This window comes from Dietzia massiliensis, from assembly GCF_018390595.1.
Taxonomy (GTDB): domain Bacteria; phylum Actinomycetota; class Actinomycetes; order Mycobacteriales; family Mycobacteriaceae; genus Dietzia; species Dietzia massiliensis.
Window position 1 is genome coordinate 20366 of sequence record NZ_JAHBAV010000029.1, and the last position, 21493, is coordinate 41858.

A 21493-nucleotide genomic window follows, 5' to 3' on the forward strand; every position below is an offset into this window, starting at 1 on the left:
GCGAGGGCTTTCGGCGGGGGTCAGCCCAGGGACAGGCCGTAGCCGCCGGACTTCTTCGCCTTGGGGATGGCACCGCCCTTGGCGGGCGCCGACGCGTCGGCACCGGAATCGGTGCCCTGCCCCTCGGCGTTGTCGGTCGCCGACGGCTCGGTCGCGGACGCCTCAGTCGCCTCGGTGAGGGCGTCCTCGGCAGCCGTCTCCTCGGCGGCCGGCTTCTCGGCAGCGGGCTCCGCGTCAGCCGGTGCCGCGGCCGGGGCCTGCGCGTCAGCCGGGGACTTCGCGGCGGTCTTCGGCGCGCCGGGCGCCTTGGGCGCACCCGGGGCCTTGGCGCCGCCCTTGAGCCCGAGGCCGACCGTCGGCTTGGCGGGAGCGGTCGTCTCGGCCTCGGCGGTGGACGCGGTGTCGCCCGTCGCGGATCCGGCGGGGGCGGACTCGACCGGAGCGGTCTGCGCTGCCGCCGACTCGCCCGCGGACGGCTCAGCGGCCGCGGCCTTGGCACCACCGGGGGCCTTGGCCCCGCCCGGAGCCTTGGCGCCGCCGGGGGCCTTCGCCTTGCCTCCGCCGAGCGTGAGCCCGCCCGACCTGGGAGCGCCGGCGCTGGCCTTGGGCGCGCCCGAGGTGGCCGGAGCCGAACCCTGGGCGGCCTCGCGCGTCTCCTCGGTGCGCTCGGCGTCCTTCACCGCGGACTGCTCCTCGACCGCGGCGGCGCCGGCCGTCGCGGTACCGGGTGCCTTGGCTCCGCCCGGCGCCTTCGCCCCACCGGGGGCCTTCGCGCCGCCCGGGGCCTTGCCGCCACCAAGCTTGAGGCCACCCGACTTGGGCGCGCCCTTCGAGTCGGCGGCCGACGGCCCGGCCTCCGCGGCGCTGACCGTGCCACCGGAACCGGCGGCCGCGACCTCCGCGCCCTCGCCCTCGTCGATGACGGCGTTGTCGGGGGCGGCCTCGGCGGTCTTCGGCTCGGCGGGAGCAGCAGCCGACGCACGCTCGGCTTCGGCGGCGTCGCGCTCGGCCTGCTCGGCCTCCTTCTCCGCGGTCGTCTTCTCCCGCTTGGGCTGCTCGAGCCACTGGGGCTCGCGGGGATCGGGCAGACCGCCGTCACGGGAGATGGACTCCAGCAGCAGCTGGGAGACGTCCACGACCTCGACCTGGCCCTCGAGATCGGTGCCGTCGGTCTGGGCGGTGGCACCGTCGGAGAGCATCACGCGGCAGAACGGGCAGCCCGTGGCGATCTTCGAGGGCGAGGTCGACAGCGCCTCGTCGACGCGGTCGATGTTGATGCGCTTGCCGACCGTCTCCTCCATCCACATGCGCGCGCCACCGGCGCCACAGCACATGGAGCGCTGGCCGTGACGCGGCATCTCCTTGAGGGTCACGCCCGAGCCGTCCATGAGCTCACGCGGGGCCTCGTACACCTGGTTGTGGCGGCCGAGGTAGCACGGGTCGTGGTAGGTCACGTTGCCGTCGATCGGCGCGACCGGGATGAGGCGCTTCTCCCGCACGAGGCGGTTGAGCAGCTGGGTGTGGTGGACCACCTGGTACTCGCCGCCGAGCGGTCCGTACTCGTTCTTCAGCGTGTTGAGGCAGTGCGCACAGGTCACGACGACCTTGCGGTGCGACGTGGGCACGCCGTCGAACGCGTTGTTCAGCGTCTCGATGTTCTGCTCGGCGAGCATCTGGAACAGGAACTCGTTGCCCGCGCGGCGGGCCGAGTCACCGTTACAGGTCTCGCCCTGACCGAGCACCGCGAACTTCACGCCGGCGGTGTGCAGCAGGGTGGCGACGGCCTGGGTGGTCTTCTTGGCGCGGTCCTCGAAGGCGCCGGCGCAGCCGACCCAGAACAGGTACTCGGTGTCGCCGAAGTCCTCGACGTCCTTGCCGATCACCGGGATGTCGAAGTCGAGGGCGTTCATCCACTCGTCACGACCGGAGTTGTTCTGGCCCCAGGGGTTGCCCTTGTTCTCGAGGTTCTTGAACAGGCCGGCGAGCTCGGTCGGGAACTCCGACTCGATGAGCACCTGGTAGCGGCGCATGTCGATGAAGTGGTCGACGTGCTCGATGTCCACCGGGCACTGCTCGACGCAGGCGCCACAGGTGGTGCAGGACCACAGGGCCTCGGGATCGATGATGCCCGCCGCCATCGGGTCGTCGGAGACGTCGGCGGTGGTGTGGCCGACCAGCGGGCGCTGCGCCTCGAGGCGGGCGGCCTCGGGGATCTTGGCGAGCTTGGCCTCGTCCGGGTTGCCGTCGGCGTCGACGAGCCCGGTCTCCTCACCCATGGTGGTCTGACCACCGGCGAGCAGGTAGGGGGCTTTCGCCGTCGCGTGATCACGCAGCGACATGATCATGAGCTTCGGGCTCAGGGGCTTACCGGTGTTCCAGGCGGGGCACTGCTCCTGGCAGCGGCCACACTCGGTGCAGGTGGTGAAGTCCAACCAGCCTTTCCACGAGAAGTCCTCGATGGCGCCCGCGCCGAGCTTGGGCTCGAAGTCCTCGTCCTCCTCGGTGAGCTCCTCGACCTTCTCCATGGTCAGCGGGACGCCGTCCATGGTCATGGGCTTGAGGGCGCCCAGCGCGGTGCGGCCGTCCGCCTCGCGCTTGAAGTAGATGTTGAAGAAGGCGGAGAAGCGGTGCCAGGCGACGCCCCACGTGATGTTCCGGCCCACGACGTACAGCCAGATCATGCCGGTGAGCAGCTTGATCAGCGCGAAGATCGAGACCATGAGCTCGTTGGCGGGCAGGATGGTCGAGAGCGGGCCGGTGACCCAGTCGGTGGCCCAGTGGAAGTCCTGGCCGTCGGCGCGGTACAGCGCGAGCTTGCCGGCCTTGACGAAGAGCATGCCCAGGCCCTCGAGGAGCACGACGGTCTCGACGAAGTAGGCGGCCTTGCGGTCGGAGCCGACGAAGCGGTTGAGGCCGCGGCGCTGGTTGACCTGGCGGATGATGATCAGAACGGTGATGCCGATGACGGTGCCGAGGCCCAGGAACTCGTCGATGACGTGGTACCAGGACTGCTCGGACAGCCAGGGCCAGCCGCCGCGTGGGTTGAACGTCTGGATGTACGCCTCGAACCAGACGATCGATCCGAGCAGGAAGCCCACCATGACGAACCAGTGGAAGAAGCCCACCGAGCGCTTACGCGCCATCCGGGTGTGGGCGCCCACCTCGACGATGACATTCTTGAGCCGGGGCAGGATCGGCCGGAAACGGTCGAATCCGTCCTTCTGTCCCAGGAAGAGGCCGCGCACCATGCGGGTGACGCCGCCGATGAACGAGGCCCAGCAGAAAAGACTGAGCAGGACGCCGATCGTCCCGAGAGTGATGGTCACGCCTGACATGGTTCGCGGCCTTTCGTCGCACTTCTCGACGCACGAGCACTCATAGACCCCTGTGGGCGCCCGTCGACTGTGTCGAGGTCAAAGGTAAGCCACGCGGGCCCCGCATGCCGAGTTGAGGCTGCCCTAACCGGAGCAGGCTCCACTCGCAGGCGGGGCCCGCGTGTCGTATTAATGGTCAGTTGGTGCGCAGCGTCAGCCCGGGATGGGCGGCCAGGACGTCCGCGATCGGGACCGCCGACAACCGCGGGGTGAACCCGGCGGCGTGGGCGACGGTGTCCGCGTTGGCGCACGTGCCGGTGTCGGCGACGTTGGACGCGCTCGAGATACCCAGGGCGCGGTCGCCGGAGAAGACGACTCCGCCGCTGTCGCCGGGCAGGGCGCACAGGTCGACGGTGAAAGCCCCCTCGATCGTGCGGGTGCCGGCCACGTCGATCTGGGCCCCGACCTGGGAGATGGTGCCGCAGGAGAAGCCGGTGCGGAATCCGGTCTTGCAGGCCTTCTGGCCCACGACCGGCGCCGCCGTGCCGACGATCGCCTGGGTGCTGTCGTCGCCGGTGCCGACGAGGTTGGTACGGAACCGGTCCGCGGCGTCCTCGTCGACAGCGATCAGGGCGGTGTCGACGCCCTCGCGCTGCGTAGCGGTCATCGTGCCGAACTCCTCGCCGTCGGCCAGGGCCGCGCGGGTGCCGTCGGTGCCGGCGCAGTGGGCGGCGGTCACGACGACGGGCTTGCCGTCGAGCTCCCCGTTGAATCCGGTGGAGCACTCGAGGATCCCGTCCGGGACGCGCACCTGGTAGGCCGTACCGCCCACGACCGGACCCGCGGGGGCGGGCACGGACTGGATGGCGCGGCGTCGGTCCTCCGGCACCGGGGTCGCCTGGGCGGGCACGGTCTCGTTCATGCCGTCGATGATCGAGCCGGTGCCCGGCGTGAGTCCGGCGAGGAGGTCGACGACCGTGCGCAGCGGCCCCTCGGGGATGAGGCCGGCCTCGTTGAGGAGGCCGAGGCTCCCGAGCGATCCCGAGGCGCCGGCCCCGCTGCCCGGCGCAGACTGGGCGTCGAGCCGCTCGCCGGTGGCGGCACCCGTGCGGGTGGTGGCGGGCTCGAGTCCGTCGACGGTGGGCGTCCCCTCGGACTGCCCGCCGCCCTCGCTGCCGAACGGCGCGGTGTCCCACCGGGGGTCGGGCGCCTCGATCATGTCGATCTCGGCGAGATCGCGGAGTCGGGCGTCGAGGTTGCCCAGCTGGGCCGCCTCGCCGCCGCGGGTGGTGACGACCACGGCGTTGCGGGTGGGGTCGACGCGCACGGCGGTGACGAGCTCCTGCAGGTCCTCGGGCATGCCCTCGACGACCTTGCGGACCTGTCGTTCGCGGGCATCGAGCTCAGCTGTGGTGAGCGCCACGTCCTGCACGGTGAACCCGGCCTCGGTGGCCTCCGACCGGAGGCGGTCGCCGGCCGGGCCGGCGACGACGCCGACCAGGCCGGTGCCCTCGTCATCCAGCCAGACGCCGCCGAAGGCGTCGCGGAACCGCTGCTCCCAGTGGGGCCGCGCCTCGGCGAGGCGCTCGCCGATGCCGGCCTGGGCCAGGAACTGCTCAGGGGTGAGGCCGAGATCGCGGCGCAGTGCCTCGACGAGCGAGGTCAGCTGCGGCGCGAGGGCGTCGGCCAGGACGGGGAGCGCCTCCGCCGCGGCGGGCTGCGCGGCGGAGGGAACGGGTGCGGGGGGCGTGGCGGAGGGGTCCGCGCCGGCGGGCGACGCGGTGACCACCAGCGCCGCTGCGGCGGCGACGGCGGCGATTCTCGAGGTGATGCGCATGATGGCCTTCCGTGATGCACAGATGGACGACCGCTGGTCGACCGATCGCGGCTCGGGATGATGCCGGTGAGATTACGGACCTGTGATTAGTGAGTCCAGTGTGACACGTGTGATTAGTGAGAATCGCCTGGCGGTTTCCGGGAGGGGAGGGGAGTCGGAGAATCGCCGCCCCTGCCGCTAGGCTGCCTCTTCGGCAACGACGCATGCGTCATCACCAAAGACTTATCGACCGGAGGTCCCATGTCCGACGCTGACGCCGCACTACATGACGCGCTGGAGACCGTGGTGCGACGCAATCCCGGACAGCACCTCTTCCGGCAGGCGGTCCACGAGGTGCTGGAGTCGCTCGCACCCGTGGTCAAGCAGCACCCCGAGTACGTCGAGGGCGGGATCCTCAAGCGGATCATCGAGCCCGAGCGCGTGATCTCCTTCCGTGTCCCGTGGGTCGACGACAACGGGGTCGTCCAGGTCAACCGCGGTTTCCGCGTGCAGTTCAGCTCCGACCTCGGCCCGTACAAGGGCGGCCTGCGCTTCCACCGGTCCGTGGACGAGGACACCCTGAAGTTTCTCGGCTTCGAGCAGGTCTTCAAGAACGCCCTCACCGGCCTCGGCCTGGGTGGCGGCAAGGGCGGGTCGGACTTCGACCCCCACGACAGGAGCGACGCCGAGGTCATGCGCTTCTGTCAGTCGTTCATGGCCGAGCTCGCGCACCACATCGGCGCCGACCTCGACGTGCCGGCGGGCGACATCGGCGTGGGCGGACGCGAGATCGGCTACCTGTACGGGCAGTACCGCAGGATCACCGGCCGCAACGAGGCGGGCGTCCTCACCGGCAAGGGTGTCGGGTACGGCGGGTCGTGGGCCCGCACCGAGGCGACCGGTTACGGGCTCGTCTACTTCGTGCGCGAGATGCTCCGCGACACCGAGTACAGCCTCGAGGGCTCACGCGTGGTGGTCTCCGGTTCCGGCAACGTGGCGATCTACGCCGCCAAGAAGGCCGCCCAGCTCGGCGCGACCGTCGTGGCCTGCTCGGACAGCCAGGGCTACATCCTCGACGAGGACGGGCTGGATCTGGACCTGCTCTCCGACATCAAGGACGTGCGTCGCGCACGCCTCACGGCGTACGCCGAGGAGCGCGGCAACTGCACGTACGTCGAGGGGCGGTCGGTGTGGGAGGTCGAGTGCGACATCGCGCTGCCCTGCGCCACCCAGAACGAGCTCGACGGCGACGCGGCCCGGACGCTGGCGGACAACGGGTGCCGGGTGATCGCGGAGGGTGCCAACATGCCGTGCACCGAGGAGGCCGTGGAGGTGATCCACGAGCGGGGCATCCTGTTCGGGCCCGCCAAGGCCGCCAACGCGGGCGGTGTGGCCACCAGCGGTCTCGAGATGCGGCAGAACGCCGGTCGTCTGCAGTGGGACTTCGAGCGCGTGGACTCCGAGCTCGACCGGATCATGACCACCATCCACGCCACCGCGGCCGCGACCGCCGAGGAGTACGGCGTCCCGGGTGACCTCGTCGCCGGCGCCAACATCGCCGCGTTCCGCAAGGTCGCCGACGCGATGCTCGCCCAGGGCGTGATCTAGACCGGGGAGTGCGCCGGCACAGGGGGTGATCGCCCGGTGCCGGCGGACGGCGCACCTCGTCGTCGTCATCCTTATCCCTTCTCTTTTCCTTCTTCTCTCCGACGACCGAGCGTTCCGGACGCCTCCGCCCACCGCGGGGTGCCGGGACGCTCTCGTCGTTGAGTCCGACCGACTCATCTTCTTCTGTGAGTTGACTCACTTCGGGAATGGATCCCGCAGACCGCCGGTTGTACCGGGCGAGAAACCTCAGCGCACCAGACTCAAGTCGGGTTGACTCCGCCGGTGGCCGGAAGGCAGGGTGGAGTCAGACGGCCCGGCCCTTGAGCCGGGTCCACTAAAGACGAGTTCGCGCTCGCGAAGCAGAAAAGGAGATCACCATGGGACGTGCAGTCGGTATCGACCTCGGCACCACCAACTCGTGCGTCGCCGTCCTCGAGGGCGGCGAGGCCAACGTCATCGCCAACGCCGAGGGGTCACGCACGACCCCCTCGGTGGTCGCGTTCGCCAAGAACGGCGAGGTCCTCGTGGGCCAGCCCGCGAAGAACCAGGCCGTCACCAACGTCGACCGCACCATCCGCTCGGTCAAGCGCCACATCGGCACCGAGTGGAAGTCCAGCGACATCGACGGCAAGACCTACACCCCGCAAGAGATCAGCGCCCGCATTCTTCAGAAGCTCAAGCGGGACGCCGAGTCCTACCTCGGTGAGGACGTCACCGACGCCGTCATCACCGTGCCGGCCTACTTCAACGACGCCCAGCGTCAGGCCACCAAGGACGCCGGCCAGATCGCCGGTCTCAACGTCCTGCGCATCGTCAACGAGCCCACCGCGGCCGCCCTGGCCTACGGCCTCGACAAGGGCGATAAGGAGCAGACCATCCTGGTCTTCGACCTCGGTGGCGGCACCTTCGACGTCTCCCTGCTCGACATCGGCGACGGCGTCGTCGAGGTCCGCGCGACCTCCGGCGACAACCACCTCGGTGGCGACGACTGGGACCAGCGGATCGTCGACTGGCTGGTCGACAAGTTCAAGGCGCAGAACGGCATCGACCTGACCAAGGACAAGATGGCGCTGCAGCGTCTGCGTGAGGCCGCCGAGAAGGCCAAGATCGAACTGTCCTCGGGCCAGTCCACCTCGATCAACCTGCCGTACATCACCGTGGACGCGGACAAGAACCCGCTGTTCCTCGACGAGACCCTCTCGCGCGCCGAGTTCCAGCGCATCACGCAGGACCTGCTCGACCGCTGCCGCCAGCCGTTCCAGGCCGTCATCAAGGACGCCGGCATCTCGGTCTCGCAGATCGACCACGTCGTGCTCGTCGGCGGCTCGACCCGTATGCCGGCCGTGTCCGACCTGGTCAAGGAGCTCACCGGCGGCAAGGAGCCCAACAAGGGTGTCAACCCGGACGAGGTCGTCGCCGTGGGCGCCGCCCTCCAGGCCGGCGTGCTCCGCGGTGAGGTCAAGGACGTGCTCCTGCTCGACGTGACCCCGCTGTCGCTGGGCATCGAGACCAAGGGTGGCGTCATGACCAAGCTCATCGAGCGCAACACCACCATCCCGACCAAGCGGTCCGAGACCTTCACCACGGCCGACGACAACCAGCCGTCCGTGCAGATCCAGGTCTTCCAGGGTGAGCGCGAGATGGCCGCGCAGAACAAGCTGCTCGGCTCGTTCGAGCTCGCCGGCATCGCCCCGGCGCCGCGCGGCGTGCCGCAGATCGAGGTCACCTTCGACATCGACGCCAACGGCATCGTCCACGTCACCGCGAAGGACAAGGGCACCGGCAAGGAGAACACGATCATCATCCAGGAGGGCTCCGGCCTCTCCAAGGAGGAGATCGACCAGATGATCAAGGACGCCGAGGAGCACGCCGCCGAGGACGCCAAGCGTCGCGAGGAGGCGGACGCCCGCAACCAGGCGGAGTCCACGATCTACCAGACGGAGAAGTTCGTCTCGGAGAACGAGGACAAGATCCCGGCCGACAAGAAGGAGTCCCTCCAGGCCGCGATCGCCGACGCCAAGACCGCGCTCGAGGGCTCGGACGTCGACGCGATCAAGTCCGCGGTGGAGAAGGTCAACACCGAGGCCCAGGCCGTCGGACAGGCGATCTACGAGGCCTCCGCGGCCGAGGGTGCAGAGGCCGGCGACGCCACGACCGGTGACGCGGCCGACGACGACGTCGTCGACGCCGAGGTGGTAGATGAGGATGGGCCCGCCGGGCCGAATGCAGGTGAGTCCAAGTGACCCGCCCCGAGGAGAGCGACGCCGCCGAGACCGCCGCGTGGGCCGGCGCTGACGACGAGACGCAGCACGCCGCGGAGACCGTGGAGGCCGAGGTCGTCGACGAGGGCACCGCTCCCGCCGACGGCCCGGCCGCGGCAGACGGCGCCGCCCCTGCCGACGGCACCGCCGCCGACGCCACCGCCGCCGCCGCCGACGCCACCGCCGCCGACGCGGACGGCGCCCAGGCCGGTGACGGCGGGGACGACGATCCGACATCGGCGCTGCAGGCGCAGCTCGACGAGCGGACCGCGGACCTGCAGCGGGTGTCGGCGGAGTTCGCCAACTACCGCCGCCGCGTCGAGCGTGACCGCCAGTCGATCATCGACACCGCCAAGGGCTCGGTGCTCACCGAGCTCCTGACGATCGTCGACGACCTCGACCGGGCCCGCGAGCACGGTGACCTGGAGGAGGGGCCGCTCAAGGTCTTCGCCGACAAGGTCCACGCCTTGCTGGCCTCGCAGGGGGTCGAGGCCTTCGGCGAGGAGGGCGACGCGTTCGACCCGGCCATCCACGAGGCCGTGCAGGACGAGTCCGACGGCTCCGAGCCCGTCCTCGGCACGATCCTGCGCAAGGGCTACCGCCACGGTGAGCGGACCCTGCGGACGGCGATGGTGATCGTCCGCTGAGCCACCCGGCTCTCACCCCGGCGTGCGGGCGCGGACCGACCACAGGTCTTTAGACCGTGCCCGCACGCCGACCCGACCCCGGCCGCGCCGGGGAACCTGAGAGAATACGAGATCTGAGGAAAGGAGGCGTCTGGTGAGTCAGCGCGAATGGGTCGAGAAGGATTACTACGCCGAACTGGGCGTCTCCAAGACCGCGAGCCAGGACGAGATCCGCAGGGCCTACCGCAAGCTCGCCCGCGAGAACCACCCGGACTCCAACCCCGGGAACGCGGCCGCAGAGGACAAGTTCAAGCGGATCAGCGAGGCCAACGACGTCATCGGCGACCCTGCGAAACGCAAGGAGTACGACGCGTTCCGTGCGCAGGTCTCCTCCGGCGGGTTCAGCGGCTTCGCCCCGGGTGGCGGCAGCTACACCACCACGAGTGACTTCGACCTCGGTGACCTGTTCGGTGGCGGCGGGCCCGGCGGCGCCGGCGGATTCTCCGATCTCTTCGGCGGCCTGTTCAACCAGGCCCGAGCGGGCGGCGGCGCAGGCGGTCGGAGCCGAGCGCAGCGCCCGCGCGGCGGCCAGGACGTCGAGACCGCTCTGACCCTGTCGTTCCGCGAGGCCGCTCTCGGTGAGACGGTTCAGATCAAGCTGTCCTCGCCGTCGCCGTGTCTGACCTGCCACGGCAGCGGCGCGCGGCCCGGTACCAGCCCCAGGGTCTGCGGCACCTGCCACGGCGCGGGCGTCACCCAGCGCAACCAGGGGGCGTTCGGGTTCGCCGAGCCCTGCACCGACTGCGGCGGCACCGGATCCAAGATCGACGACCCGTGCCCCGAGTGCTCGGGCAGCGGCGTCACCAACCGCACCCGCACCATCAACGTCAAGGTCCCGGCCGGCGTCCAGGACGGTCAACGCATCCGGCTCTCCGGCCAGGGCGAGGCCGGTTTCCGCGGCGCCCCGTCCGGCGACCTCTACGTCACCGTCACCGTCCAGAAGGACGCGGTGTTCGACCGCGACGGCTCCGACCTGCTGGTGGACCTGCCCGTCTCCTATCCGGAACTGGTCCGCGGCGCTCAGGTGTCCGTGCCCACGCTCACCGGGCGGGTGACCGTGAAGATCCCCGCCGGCTCGCGCGACGGTCAGATCCTGCGCGTGCGCGGCCGGGGCATTGCGAGCAAGTCCGGAACCGGTGACCTCAAGGTCACCCTCCGGGTGGCCACGCCCCCCGCCGGGATGGCCGAAGCCGAACTGGCCGCCTACGACGACGCGTTGCGTGCGGCGGGCTTCGATCCCCGGTCGGGCTGGGCCGGGGCGACATGAGCCCCCGCCGGGGCGTCGGGGAGCTGGGCCCCGACGACAGCGTCCTGGTGATCTCGGTGGCCGCCGAACTATCCGGCCTGCACGCCCAGACCCTGCGCACCTACGACCGCCTGGGCATCGTCACACCCGAACGCACCAGCGGCGGCGGGCGACGCTACTCCCTGCGGGACGTGGCCATGCTCCGCGAGGTGCAGCGGCTGAGCCAGGAGGAGGGCGTCAACCTCGCCGGCATCAAGCGGATCATGGAACTGACCAATCAGGTCGACGCCCTGCGCAGCCGCGTGTCCGAGCTGGTCGAGGAGAACGCCGAACTCCGCCGTCGCGCCGGCACCGGCGGCCGGGCCGGTGGCGAGCTGGTCCACGTGCCGCGCTCGACCTCGGTCGTCGTGTGGCGCCCGCGCCACCAGCGCGGCGACCGCGAGGACTAGGCCCCTCACGGCAAGTGAGGGAAGGCTAACCACATGCTAGTGTCTCGGTACTATCGACTCTGATCTCCGAGAGGCCACCCGTGACCCTGCGCGCCCGAACGTCTCGCACCCGATCCCTCGCGGCGGCTCTCGTGTCCGTCATGGCGATCTCGATGTCCGCATGCGGTCTGGACAGTGGCGATGACGCGGTCATCGTCTACAACGCGCAGCACGAGTCGCTCACCCGCGAGCTGGCGGACGCGTTCACCCGGGAAACCGGCATCGAGGTCGAGCTGCGCAATGGCAGCGACTTCGACCTCGGCAACCAGCTCGTCGCGGAGGGCGACGCCTCCCGCGCGGACGTGTACCTGACCGAGAACTCTCCGGCCATCTCCATGGTGGCTCGCGAGGGCCTGCTCGCACCGGTGGCAGACGAGACCGTCGGCCAGGTGCCTCCGGAGTATCGGCCGTCCACTGGGGACTGGGTCGGTATCGCCGCCCGGTCGACCGTGTTCGTCTACAACACCACGGCGGTCACCGAGGACGAGCTGCCCACCTCGTTCTCGGACCTGTCGAGCCCGCGCTGGGCGGGCCGGTGGGGGGCCGCTCCGGCGGGAGCGGACTTCCAGGCGATTGTGTCCGCCGCCCTCGAGATGTCCGGGGAGCAGGAGACTCGTCGGTGGCTCGAGTCCCTCCGGCGTCCGGACGGTGGCTTCTCGACGTACAAGGGGAACAAACCCGTCCTCGCCGCGGTGAACAACGGCGAAATCGACGGCGGGGTGATCTACCACTACTACTTCTTCGGAGATCGGGCCGGGACCGGCGAGTCCTCGCAGAACGTGGGGCAGCACTACTTCCGGAACGGCGGCCCGGAATCGTTCGTCTCCCTCTCCGGGGGTGGCGTGCTCGCGAACGCCCCTCACGCGGAGGACGCACAGCGGTTCCTCGCCTTCATCACGTCCGCGGCGGGGCAGGAGATCATCCGGGACTCCTCGTTCGAGTACCCGGTGGCCTCGGGCGTCGGGGCGAACGAGGACCTGGTTCCCCTCGCGGAGCTCGGCGCACCCGTCGTGGACCCGGCAGGACTGAACGGGCCGGCGGTGACCGACCTGTTGACCTCGGTCGGACTGGCCTGAGCCCGTGGACGTGATCACGCCGCCCCGCGTCGTCGCGGGTGGCTCGCATGACGGGTCGGGGTCCGCGGCGGCCCGGACGCGGCCACCCGGGCCGGTCCCGCCCCGGCGTCGCCACCCACCGCTGCCGCTGCTTCTCGTCGCGGGGGCGGTGACACTTCTCCTGCTCCTGCCGGTGGTGTACGTCGCGTGGCTCGCGGCGGACCTCGGTCCGGCGCGCCTGGCGGAGTTGGTGCTCCGCGAGCGCGTGGCCCGCCTCTTCTGGTCGACCGTCGGGCTCGTCGTGGTGACCGTCCCCCTCACGGTGGTGATCGGGGTCGCCGCGGCATGGGTCGTCGAACGTACGGACCTCCCGGGTCGTCGCGTGTGGGGTGTGCTCCTGGCCGCTCCGCTCGCGGTGCCCGCGTTCGTCACCAGCTACGCGTGGCTCGGGGTGGACCCTTCGCTCGGCGGCCTGGGAGGAGGCGTGCTCATCGCCGTCTCCGCGTATTTCCCGCTGGTCTACCTCCCGGCCGCGGCCACCCTGAGATGGATCGACCCGGCCGAGGAGGAGGTGGCGCGCTCGCTGGGCCTGTCCGGTGTGGCGGTGGCCCTGCGGGTGGTCGTTCCCCAGCTCAGACTGGCCGTGCTCGGGGGCGCGCTGCTGGTCGCGCTGCATCTGTTGGCCGAGTATGGCGCGTTCTCGATGATCCGGTTCGACACCTTCACCACCGCGATCGTGGAGCAGTACCAGTCGACCTACGCCTCGGCCGCAGGGGGCGCCCTGGCCGGTGTCCTGGTGATCCTGTGCCTGTTCCTGCTGGCCGCGGAGGCGGGTGCCCGCGGCCGTGCCCGCTACGCCCGGGTCGGCGCGGGGGCGGCGAGGCGCCGGAACCGGGTCCGACTCGGGTGGTGGACGCCGCTGGCGCTCGCGGCGTGCGCGGGGGTGGTCGGCGCCTCCCTCGGCGTGCCGCTCGTCGTGGTGATGCGGTGGCTGCTCGTGGGCGGGGCCGAGGCCTGGGTCGACGCGGGACTGGGCGAGGCGCTCGCGCAGTCGGTCGGGTACGGGGTGTACGGCGCCGCCGGATGTGTCCTCCTCGCTCTGCCCGTGGCGTGGCTGACGGTACGTCACCCCGGCGCGTTCTCCCGTGTGGCGGACGCCGCGAACTACGTCGCCAGCTCGATACCCGGCATCGTCGTCGCGCTCGCGCTGACGACGGTCGTCATCCGTGTGCTGCCGCAGGTGTACCAGACGGTGGCCCTGGTGCTGGCGGCCTACGTCGTCCTGTTCATCCCGCGTGCGCTCGTGACACTGCGCGCGGGGCTCGCCCAGGCTCCGGAGCGACTCGAGGAGGCCGCCCGGGCTCTCGGTCGGCCGCCGCTGAACGCAGTGGTCACGATCACCCTGCGGCGCGCCGCGCCCTCGATGCTCGCCGCGTTCGCGTTGGTCTTCCTGGCCGTCGTCAACGAGTTGACCGCGACACTGTTGCTCTCGCCGGCGGGAACCGGCACCCTCGCGACCCGTTTCTGGAGTTTGAGCCTTGATCTTGACTATGCGGGGGCCGCGCCGTTCGCGGCGATCATGATCGTGATGTCGGCGCCCGTCACGTACCTCCTCCTGAGGCAGGCGACGGCGGGTGGGCGATGACCACGCAGGGGAGCCCGGGGGATCTCGCGGTGCGCGGTGTGGCGAAGTCGTTCGGCGGACGTCGGGTTCTCCGTGATCTGGACCTCGACGTCCCCGCGGGTGGTTCGGTGGCGGTGGTGGGGCCGTCCGGGTGCGGGAAGACGACCCTGTTGCGGGTGATCGCCGGCTTCGAACACCCGGACAGCGGGTCCGTCCGGTTGGGCGGACGTGAACTCGTCGGGCGGCGGTCGGTCCCCGCCCACCGGCGCCGCATCGGCTACGTGCCCCAGGACGGTGCGCTCTTCCCGCACCTCACGGTGGGCGCGAACATCGGGTTCGGGCTGAAGCGGCGTGAACGGACCGCGGAGCGGGTGTCCGGCCTGATGCGACGGGTGTCCCTCGATCCCGGTATGGCGTCGTTGCGACCTGACCAGCTGTCGGGGGGTCAGCAGCAGCGCGTGGCGGTGGCGCGGGCGCTGGCGCAGTCCCCGGACGTCGTGCTGCTCGACGAGTCCTTCTCCGCGCTCGACGCCGGACTGCGGTCCGCGATCCGTACCGGGGTGGCGGAGGTCCTCCGGGCGGGCGGGGTGACCACCCTGCTGGTGACGCACGACCATGAGGAGGCGCTGTCCTTCGCCGACCGTGTCGCCGTGATGCGGGAGGGTGCGTTCGTCCAGGTCGACCGACCCCGTGAGGTCTACCTGCGCCCCGCCGACGACGCGACGGCCGAGTTCTTCGGGGAGGTCGTCCATCTGTCGGGTCACGGCCGGGCGGGCATCGTCTCCACGGAACTGGGTGGGGTCCGTGTCCCGGACCCCACGGTGAACGGGCTCGTCTCGCTGACGGTCCGGACCGAGCAGGTCGTCCTGGGGCCGGTGGGGGCCGGCGGGGTCGAGGGCGTGGTCAGTGATGCACGCTTCCTCGGGTCGGCGGTGCGGTGTGAGGTCGAGGTGCGCGGTGAGCGCCGGATCGTCGCGCGGTGCCGGCCTCAGGACGCTCCCGAGATCGGCGACGAGGTGAGTCTCGCCGTGGTCGGGGTGGGCCGGGTGTCCGGGGCCCCGTCGTGACGGCCACACCGACGGATCGGCGCCCGGCACCGCTCGGGGTGGTCTCCACGTTCGCGCGGCGAGCGAGCGCGGTCGCCGTGGTGGCGGACGGGACCGAGATCACCTACTCGGCGCTGGCGCGGATGTGCGCAGCGCGAGCGGCCGACTACCCGCAGGTCTCCGGCGGGCGCAGGCTGATCGGCCTGATGGCGGCCAACACGCTCGCCTTCCTCGTGGACTACCTCGCCGCCCACGACGCCGGCCACGTGGTGATGCTCCTGCCCCCGGAGGGGCCCGCCGCCGACGCGATCCTCGCCGCGTGGCCGCCGGATCTCGTGGCGGGGGACGGTGCCCCGGTGCCGCGCGGCGTGCACACCGCGCCGCCGCGGTACGACCTCCACGACGACCTCGCACTGCTGATGAGCACCTCGGGGTCGACCGGCACGCCCAAGCTGGTACGCCAGTCCCGCGCGGCGGTGCTGGCCAATGCGGCGTCGATCGTCGAGTACCTGCGCATCCGGCCGACGGATCGGGCCATCACGACCCTGCCACCGCACTACTGCTACGGCTTGTCCGTGCTGCACAGTCACCTGCTCGCCGGCGCCGGGGTGATCCTCAACACCGACTCGGTCGCGAGGCCGGCGTTCTGGGAGCGCGCGGCCGCCCACGGGGCGACGACGTTCGCGGCGGTCCCGCACACCGTGGAGCTCCTGGAACGGGTGGGCCTGGGGCGACTCGACGGTCTCACCCGCCTGCGCTATCTCACCCAGGCCGGCGGTCGGCTGGCGCCGGACGCGGTGCGTCGGGTGGCCTCGTATCTGGAGGCCCGGGGCGCCGAGCTCGTGGTGATGTACGGCCAGACCGAGGCCACGGCGCGGATGGGATACCTGCCCGCCCACCTCGCGCGGACGCGCCCGGAGGCGGTCGGCATCGCGATCCCCGGCGGTGAGTTCCGCGTGGACCGTCCGCGCGGAGCCGGGATCGACGAGCCGGGCGAGCTCGTCTACCGCGGACCCAATGTGATGATGGGGTATGCCACGACGCCCGCCGATCTCGGCCGGGGCCCCGAGCTCGAGGAGCTCCGGACGGGAGACCTCGCCCGGATCGCCGAGGACGGCCTCGTGGAGATCGTCGGGCGGATGGGTCGCGAGACCAAGATCTTCGGTCACCGCATCGACCTGGGACGGGTCGAATCGATCCTCGCCGACCGGGGGTTCGACGTCTCGTGCGTCGGTGAGCCGGACCGCTTGGTGGTGGTCACCCGCGAGCGGCCGGACGCCTCGGCGGCGGTCGCGGCGCCGGTCGCGGCCGCGGCCGCAACCGCGTCGGGGCTCCCCCCGTCGGCGGTGGACGTCCTCGTCGTGGCCGACTACCCCCGCACCGCCGCCGGCAAGGTCGACCAGGCGGCCCTGCGCGCGCTCGTCGCGCAGCGGTCCCGAGCTCCCGGCGGGTCCGAGACCGAACCACCGAGTGCGCTGGTGGCGGACGCTCTCGGGTTGGACGCATGCCCGCCCGACGCGACGTTCGTGGACCTCGGGGGCGATTCTCTGACCTATGTGGTGCTCTCGGCGCGACTCGAGCAGCGCGTCCCCGGGCTACCGCGGGACTGGCATCTGCGTCCGCTCGCGGACCTCGACGGCCTCACTGTCGCACGAATACCGGAGCCGCCGTCGCGTCGGCGACCGTGGCGGTCGTGGGCACGCATGGACACCTCGATCGTCCTCCGCGCGGTGTTCATCCTGACGATCGTCGGCGGGCACACGCGGGCGATGGAGGTCTACGGCGGCGCGCACGTCCTCATCGCGCTGGTCGGATACTCACTGGCACGTTTCCGTCTGAACCCGGGCGGCGCGGGGGAGCGGGCCCGCGGCGTACTCCGGACCGCGTCGAGGATCGCGCTTCCCGCCGTCGTGTGGCTGCTGATCGTCACCCCGTTCACCAGCCGCTACCACTGGTACTCGCCGCTGCTGGCCACGCACGTCCTGGGACCGCGGTCCTGGTCCGACGACCGGTGGTGGAATCCCTGGCAGATGTGGTTCGTCGAGGCCTCCGTCTACCTGCTGCTGCTCGTGGCCGCGGTCATGGCCGTGCCCGCGGTGAGTCGTCTCGACTGCCGCCGCCCCTTCGCCGTCCCGGCTGCTCTGATCGCCCTCGGTCTGCTCGTGCGCTACGGCGTGGTCGACCTGGGTGGCGGTCCGCACGTGTGGTACTCCGCGCCGGCGGTGCTCTGGCTGTTCGGGCTCGGGTGGGTCGTGGCGCGCGCCGAGCACGCCGGTGCGGCCCGGGGGTCGCGCGGCGCGGCGGTGTGGGCGCGCGTGGTCTGCGCGGCGGTGGTGGTCGTCTGCGTGCCGGGCTGGTTCGGGCATCCCGCCCGGGAACTGGTGATCATCGCGGGGGTCCTCGCCCTGATCTGGATCCCTGCCGTCCGGTTGCCGCGGCCGGTGGCACGGATGGTCACGCCCCTCGCGGCGGCGTCGTTGTTCATCTATCTCACCCACTTCCTGGTGTACCCGCCGATCCGGGACGCGGGGCACCCGTGGCTGTCCTGGGCGGCGTCGCTCGCGGTCGGACTGGCGGCGTGGTGGGCGTGGGAGCGTGCGGCGACGGCCTGTCGCCGTCTCGGGCGAGGGGCACCGCGGGCCGCGGGTAGCGTCGGAGGCCACCGGTACCGTCGTGCTCGTACCACCAGCCCTTAGCCAGAGGAGGACCGCCGTGCGTATCGCCGCCGCCCAGATCCTGACCGGACGCGACCCGCAGGACAACCTCCGACTGGTCCGCGAGTCGGTGGCCGAAGCCGCAGCGCAGTCGGCCCGCATCGTGGTGTTCCCCGAGGCCACCATGCGCGCGTTCGGGGCCGGTCGACTCGACGAGATCGCCGAACCCCTCGACGGCCCGTGGGCGACCGCGGTGGCCGAATCCGCACGCGAGCACGATGTCCTCGTCGTCGTCGGCATGTTCACGCCCGGTCAGGGCGGCCGCGTCCGCAACACCCTCCTGGTCACGGGCCCCACCGGCGGCGGCGACGAGATCCACACGGGCTACGACAAGATCCACCTGTTCGACGCGTTCGGATTCGCGGAGTCCGACACCGTCGAGCCCGGCGACGCGACGCGCGTGGTGACGGTCGACGGCGTGGGGGTCGGCCTGAGCGTCTGCTACGACATCCGGTTCCCCGGCCAGTACACAGCGCTCGCGTCCGCCGGCGCGCGCCTCACCCTGTGCAGCGCCTCCTGGGGCGCCGGGCCGGGCAAGGTCGACCAGTGGCGGCTGCTCGCCCGGGCTCGCGCGCTCGACTCGACGACCTTCCTGCTCGCCGTGGGCCAGGCCGACCCGGCCGTCGAGGGTGTCGAGGTCAAGCGCGGCGCACCCACCGGCGTCGGGCATTCGCTGCTCGTCGGACCGGACGGGACCGTGCGCTCCGAGGCCGGCCCCGGAGCGGGGCTGATGGTAGTGGAGGTCGACGACGACGAGGTCACCGACATCCGGAAGGTCATCCCCGTGCTCGCGAACGGGCGTGTCACGGAGGAGTCGCACGGGAAGATCCCGCGGTGAGCGGACCGGGCGGCCCACGCCGGGGCGACGATCCCGCGACTCCGGACCCGGACGACCGCGACGCGCCCACCGAGCGGTTGTCGCCGGTCGACCCGCCGACGGAGCAGCTCCCGCCCGCGGACCCGGCCACCGAACACCTCCCGCCCGTCCCCGGCGGCACGTCGAGCGCGGCCTGGTCGCAGTACCCCGCGGGCCCCGGGCCGACGCCTCACCCCTACCCGACCGGGGACGTGCCCCCGCCCGGCGATGTCCCGCCCGACGACGGTGATCCCTGGGACGACGGGGACGGCGGCGGGCCGACGCCGTGGATGATCGCCGCCGTCCTGTTGGCGATCGCCCTGGTGGCGGCGCTGGTGGTCTGGCTGCTCACCGCGACCGGCGGTGACGAGGAGCCGGTCGCGGTGCCCACCACCTCGACCCAGACCACCACTCCGACGACGTCGCGGACGACGACGTCGACCACGCCCACAACCACGGGCCCGCCCAGCGCCACCGAGCGCTGCACTTCGGAGTTCATCGCCGGCGAGCTCGGCCGCGGCACGACCGTCCGCGAGTGCGACGAGCGCTTCCTGCTGGTCACCCGCGAGAGCGGCGAGCTGGAGTTGTTCTCGTGGCGGGACGACTCATGGCAGTTCCTCGCGGAGCCGGCATCCGACGTGTGCCGTGAGCAGCTGCAGCAGCTCGGCGTGCCGGACCGCTTCCGGCGCGTGTTCGAGTCCTGCGACGCGACGACCAGCGCGACCTCGTCGCCGAGGTCCACGAGTCGGACGAGCCAGACCACCACCACCGGCACCACGACCGCGGTCACCTCGCCGACCACCGCGACGTCGACGGCGACCGCGACGGCGACCACCGACCAGGCCGACGGCGGAGACGCGGCGGGCGGCGACACGTCCGGGGACGAGACGACCGACGCAGCCATGGCGGCCGGCTGACCCGGGCGACGGGCCTCTTCGGTCGCCCGCGCGTCTCTCAGGGCCGGTCGAAGCTGATGTTCTCCCGCGGGGTGCCCGCCGCGACCAGGCCGCGGACGGTCGCGCGCAGCATCTCCGGTGACCCCGACACGATCACCTGCCGGTCGGCCCACGATCCCCACTGCGTGACCGCCTCGACCAGCGTCCCGGTCTGCCGACGGTGCAGCGTGCGGGGTAATTCCTGGCGGGGCCCGGCCCACCAGGGATCCTCGTCCTCCTCGGAGACGGGCTGGATGGTCAGCCACGGGGCGGTCGCGGCGAGGTCGACGAGCGTGGGCAGGTCGTAGAGGTCGCCGGGGAAGCGGGCCCCGTAGAACAGGTGCACGCGCGGGTTGTGGCCGTGGCGCATCATGTCGAGCAGCAGGCAGCGCAGCGGGGCGATGCCGGTGCCGCCGCCGATCATGAGCACGTCCCGGAACGGCTCGGAGCGGTCCACCTCGAGCAGGCCGAGCGGTCTGGCGAGCACCCAGCGGTCGCCCACGCCGACGCCGCGGACGAGCGAGCCGCTGAGGGCGCCGCCGGGCACGTCGCGGATGTGGAACTCGATCTGCCCGGCCGGGTTCGAGGGGATCGACGGGCTGAGCCGCCGCCACACGCCGGGGGAGTAGGGCGTGAGCACGCTGAGGTACTGGCCCGGGTGGTAGTCGACCATCACGTCGCTGATGAGCCGCACCACCACGACGTCGCGGGTGGGGCGCAGCACCTCCACGACGGTGGCGCCGACGCGCGCGGGCCCCTCGCCGGCGGCCGCGCCCTGTTGGAGGGCGGTCGACAGCACCCGGTACGCGGTGGCGAGCGTGGTCTCGAGCCGGTCGTCCCAGCCGCGTCCGGCGAGGTGACGCAGCGTGTGGGTCAGCGCCTCGCCGAAGCGTTGGTGGTGGCGGGGCGCGAGGTCGAGTTTGCGGTGGTCGGCGCCGAGGTGCCGGGCGAACTCGACGACCTCCTCGACCTTCGACCGGTCACCGTGGGCGTACTCGGTGGTCTCGAACGCCCAGGTCATGGCGCGGACGAACTCGCGGAGCACAGGCGTGGCGTCGCGGGGGAACAGCTCGCGGAAGTCGGGGTCGGAGGCGCGGAGCGCGCGGGCGAACAGGTCGGGGAAGCGGTCGTCGGCGAGCAGGTCGCGCAGCGCGAGCAGCGGCGGTGCCTGCGCGCCCACCTGGACGGGCTCGTCGAGCGGCTCGGCCAACGGGTCGTGTCGCCGACCGAGGAACGGGTCGAGGTCGATGTCCGAGACGAGGCGTTCCACGTCGTAGCCACCGAACGGCTCGTCGGCAGGCTCCGGTCCGGGGTCGTCGCTCACGTTCCGGGCACCTCCCGTCTCGTCGTCGTCACCGTCCCCACCCTATCCGCGCGGCGCCGCTCACCTGCCCAGGGTGATGTCGACGCCCGCGCGCAGCTCGTCCTCCGTGTAGGTCAGCTGGCCGCGGCCGGGCAGTTCCACCACGTAATAGGAGCCGCCGGCGGGGACGTCGGGGAACCCGAACGTGAACGTGCACGAGGCCAGGTCGCCGCCGGAGTAGGTGAGCCGGGCGGTGGCGATGACGGACGTCGAGCCCTCGAGGAGCGTGATGGTGGTGCCCTCGCCGATGTCGGACAGGGAGACGGGCAGGTCGCAGCCGGTGTCGTCGCCGGAGACGGGGTCGGCGGGCGTGGAGACGACGGTGAAGGAGCCGTCGACGGCGAACGTCGCGGATCCGGGCGCCCGTTCGGGGGGTGGGAGGAGCTGGGGGATCGGTCCGCGCGCGGCGTCGGTGCCGCGGCCGGTGTCGGAGCCGGTGTCCGACCACGGGCCGGGGATCACGCCGGAGAGGAGGACACCC

General features: G+C 71.8%; 14 protein-coding genes and 1 pseudogene. 11 read left to right on the forward strand and 4 right to left on the reverse strand.

The genetic code is table 11. The annotated features are described in order from the left end of the window. Positions 1-20: 20 nt before the first annotated feature. Positions 21-3335, reverse strand: coding sequence for a (Fe-S)-binding protein (locus KHA85_RS09650; RefSeq protein ID WP_213185629.1), 3315 nt, complete (start codon positions 3333-3335; stop codon positions 21-23). A 175-nt stretch (positions 3336-3510) separates the two neighbouring features. Continuing rightward, on the reverse strand, positions 3511-5151 hold the full coding sequence (locus KHA85_RS09655) for a S1 family peptidase (RefSeq protein ID WP_213185630.1): 1641 nt from the start codon (positions 5149-5151) through the stop codon (positions 3511-3513). A 240-nt stretch (positions 5152-5391) separates the two neighbouring features. On the opposite strand from KHA85_RS09655, the gene gdhA reads away from it, so the two are divergent. The 11 genes from gdhA (at position 5392) to KHA85_RS09710 (ending at position 19631) form a co-directional block, all read left to right on the forward strand. Next, positions 5392-6738, forward strand: a complete 1347-nt coding sequence (gene gdhA / locus KHA85_RS09660; RefSeq protein WP_063973830.1) for an NADP-specific glutamate dehydrogenase — start codon at positions 5392-5394, stop codon at positions 6736-6738. A gap of 377 nt (positions 6739-7115) precedes the next feature. Further along, on the forward strand, positions 7116-8981 hold the full coding sequence (gene dnaK / locus KHA85_RS09665) for a molecular chaperone DnaK (RefSeq protein ID WP_213185631.1): 1866 nt from the start codon (positions 7116-7118) through the stop codon (positions 8979-8981). Continuing rightward, positions 8978-9646, forward strand: a complete 669-nt coding sequence (gene grpE / locus KHA85_RS09670; RefSeq protein WP_213185632.1) for a nucleotide exchange factor GrpE — start codon at positions 8978-8980, stop codon at positions 9644-9646. The genes dnaK and grpE overlap by 4 nt, the downstream gene beginning before the upstream one ends. Before the next feature lie 133 nt (positions 9647-9779). Continuing rightward, positions 9780-10952 carry a molecular chaperone DnaJ gene (dnaJ, locus tag KHA85_RS09675; RefSeq protein ID WP_213185633.1) on the forward strand — a complete coding sequence of 391 codons (1173 nt, stop codon included), beginning with the start codon at positions 9780-9782 and terminating at the stop codon, positions 10950-10952. Further along, positions 10949-11380 carry a heat shock protein transcriptional repressor HspR gene (locus tag KHA85_RS09680; protein ID WP_213185634.1) on the forward strand — a complete coding sequence of 144 codons (432 nt, stop codon included), beginning with the start codon at positions 10949-10951 and terminating at the stop codon, positions 11378-11380. Before dnaJ ends, KHA85_RS09680 begins: the two co-directional genes overlap by 4 nt. 140 nt (positions 11381-11520) lie before the next feature. Then, on the forward strand, positions 11521-12495 hold the full coding sequence (locus KHA85_RS09685) for an iron ABC transporter substrate-binding protein (protein WP_213185635.1): 975 nt from the start codon (positions 11521-11523) through the stop codon (positions 12493-12495). Between the two features lie 148 nt (positions 12496-12643). After that, complete coding sequence (locus KHA85_RS09690; protein WP_213185636.1) at positions 12644-14119, forward strand: ABC transporter permease; 1476 nt, start codon at positions 12644-12646, stop codon at positions 14117-14119. Beyond that, on the forward strand, positions 14116-15165 hold the full coding sequence (locus KHA85_RS09695) for an ABC transporter ATP-binding protein (RefSeq protein WP_213185637.1): 1050 nt from the start codon (positions 14116-14118) through the stop codon (positions 15163-15165). Before KHA85_RS09690 ends, KHA85_RS09695 begins: the two co-directional genes overlap by 4 nt. Further along, on the forward strand, positions 15162-17840 hold the full coding sequence (locus KHA85_RS09700; RefSeq protein WP_213185638.1) for an AMP-binding protein: 2679 nt from the start codon (positions 15162-15164) through the stop codon (positions 17838-17840). Before KHA85_RS09695 ends, KHA85_RS09700 begins: the two co-directional genes overlap by 4 nt. 16 nt (positions 17841-17856) lie before the next feature. Further along, the gene (locus KHA85_RS09705; protein ID WP_213185639.1) at positions 17857-18696 is read left to right on the forward strand and encodes a carbon-nitrogen hydrolase family protein; all 840 of its coding nucleotides are present in this window, start codon (positions 17857-17859) and stop codon (positions 18694-18696) included. After that, positions 18693-19631, forward strand: a complete 939-nt coding sequence (locus KHA85_RS09710; protein WP_213185640.1) for a hypothetical protein — start codon at positions 18693-18695, stop codon at positions 19629-19631. Before KHA85_RS09705 ends, KHA85_RS09710 begins: the two co-directional genes overlap by 4 nt. Positions 19632-19668: 37 nt before the next feature. Here the strand turns inward: KHA85_RS09710 and KHA85_RS18030 are convergent, their stop codons facing one another. After that, positions 19669-20973: an FAD-binding oxidoreductase gene (locus KHA85_RS18030; protein WP_213185641.1), complete on the reverse strand. Its 1305-nt coding sequence runs from the start codon at positions 20971-20973 to the stop codon at positions 19669-19671. A gap of 60 nt (positions 20974-21033) precedes the next feature. Beyond that, positions 21034-21493: pseudogene (locus KHA85_RS09720) on the reverse strand (hypothetical protein); the annotation flags it as partial.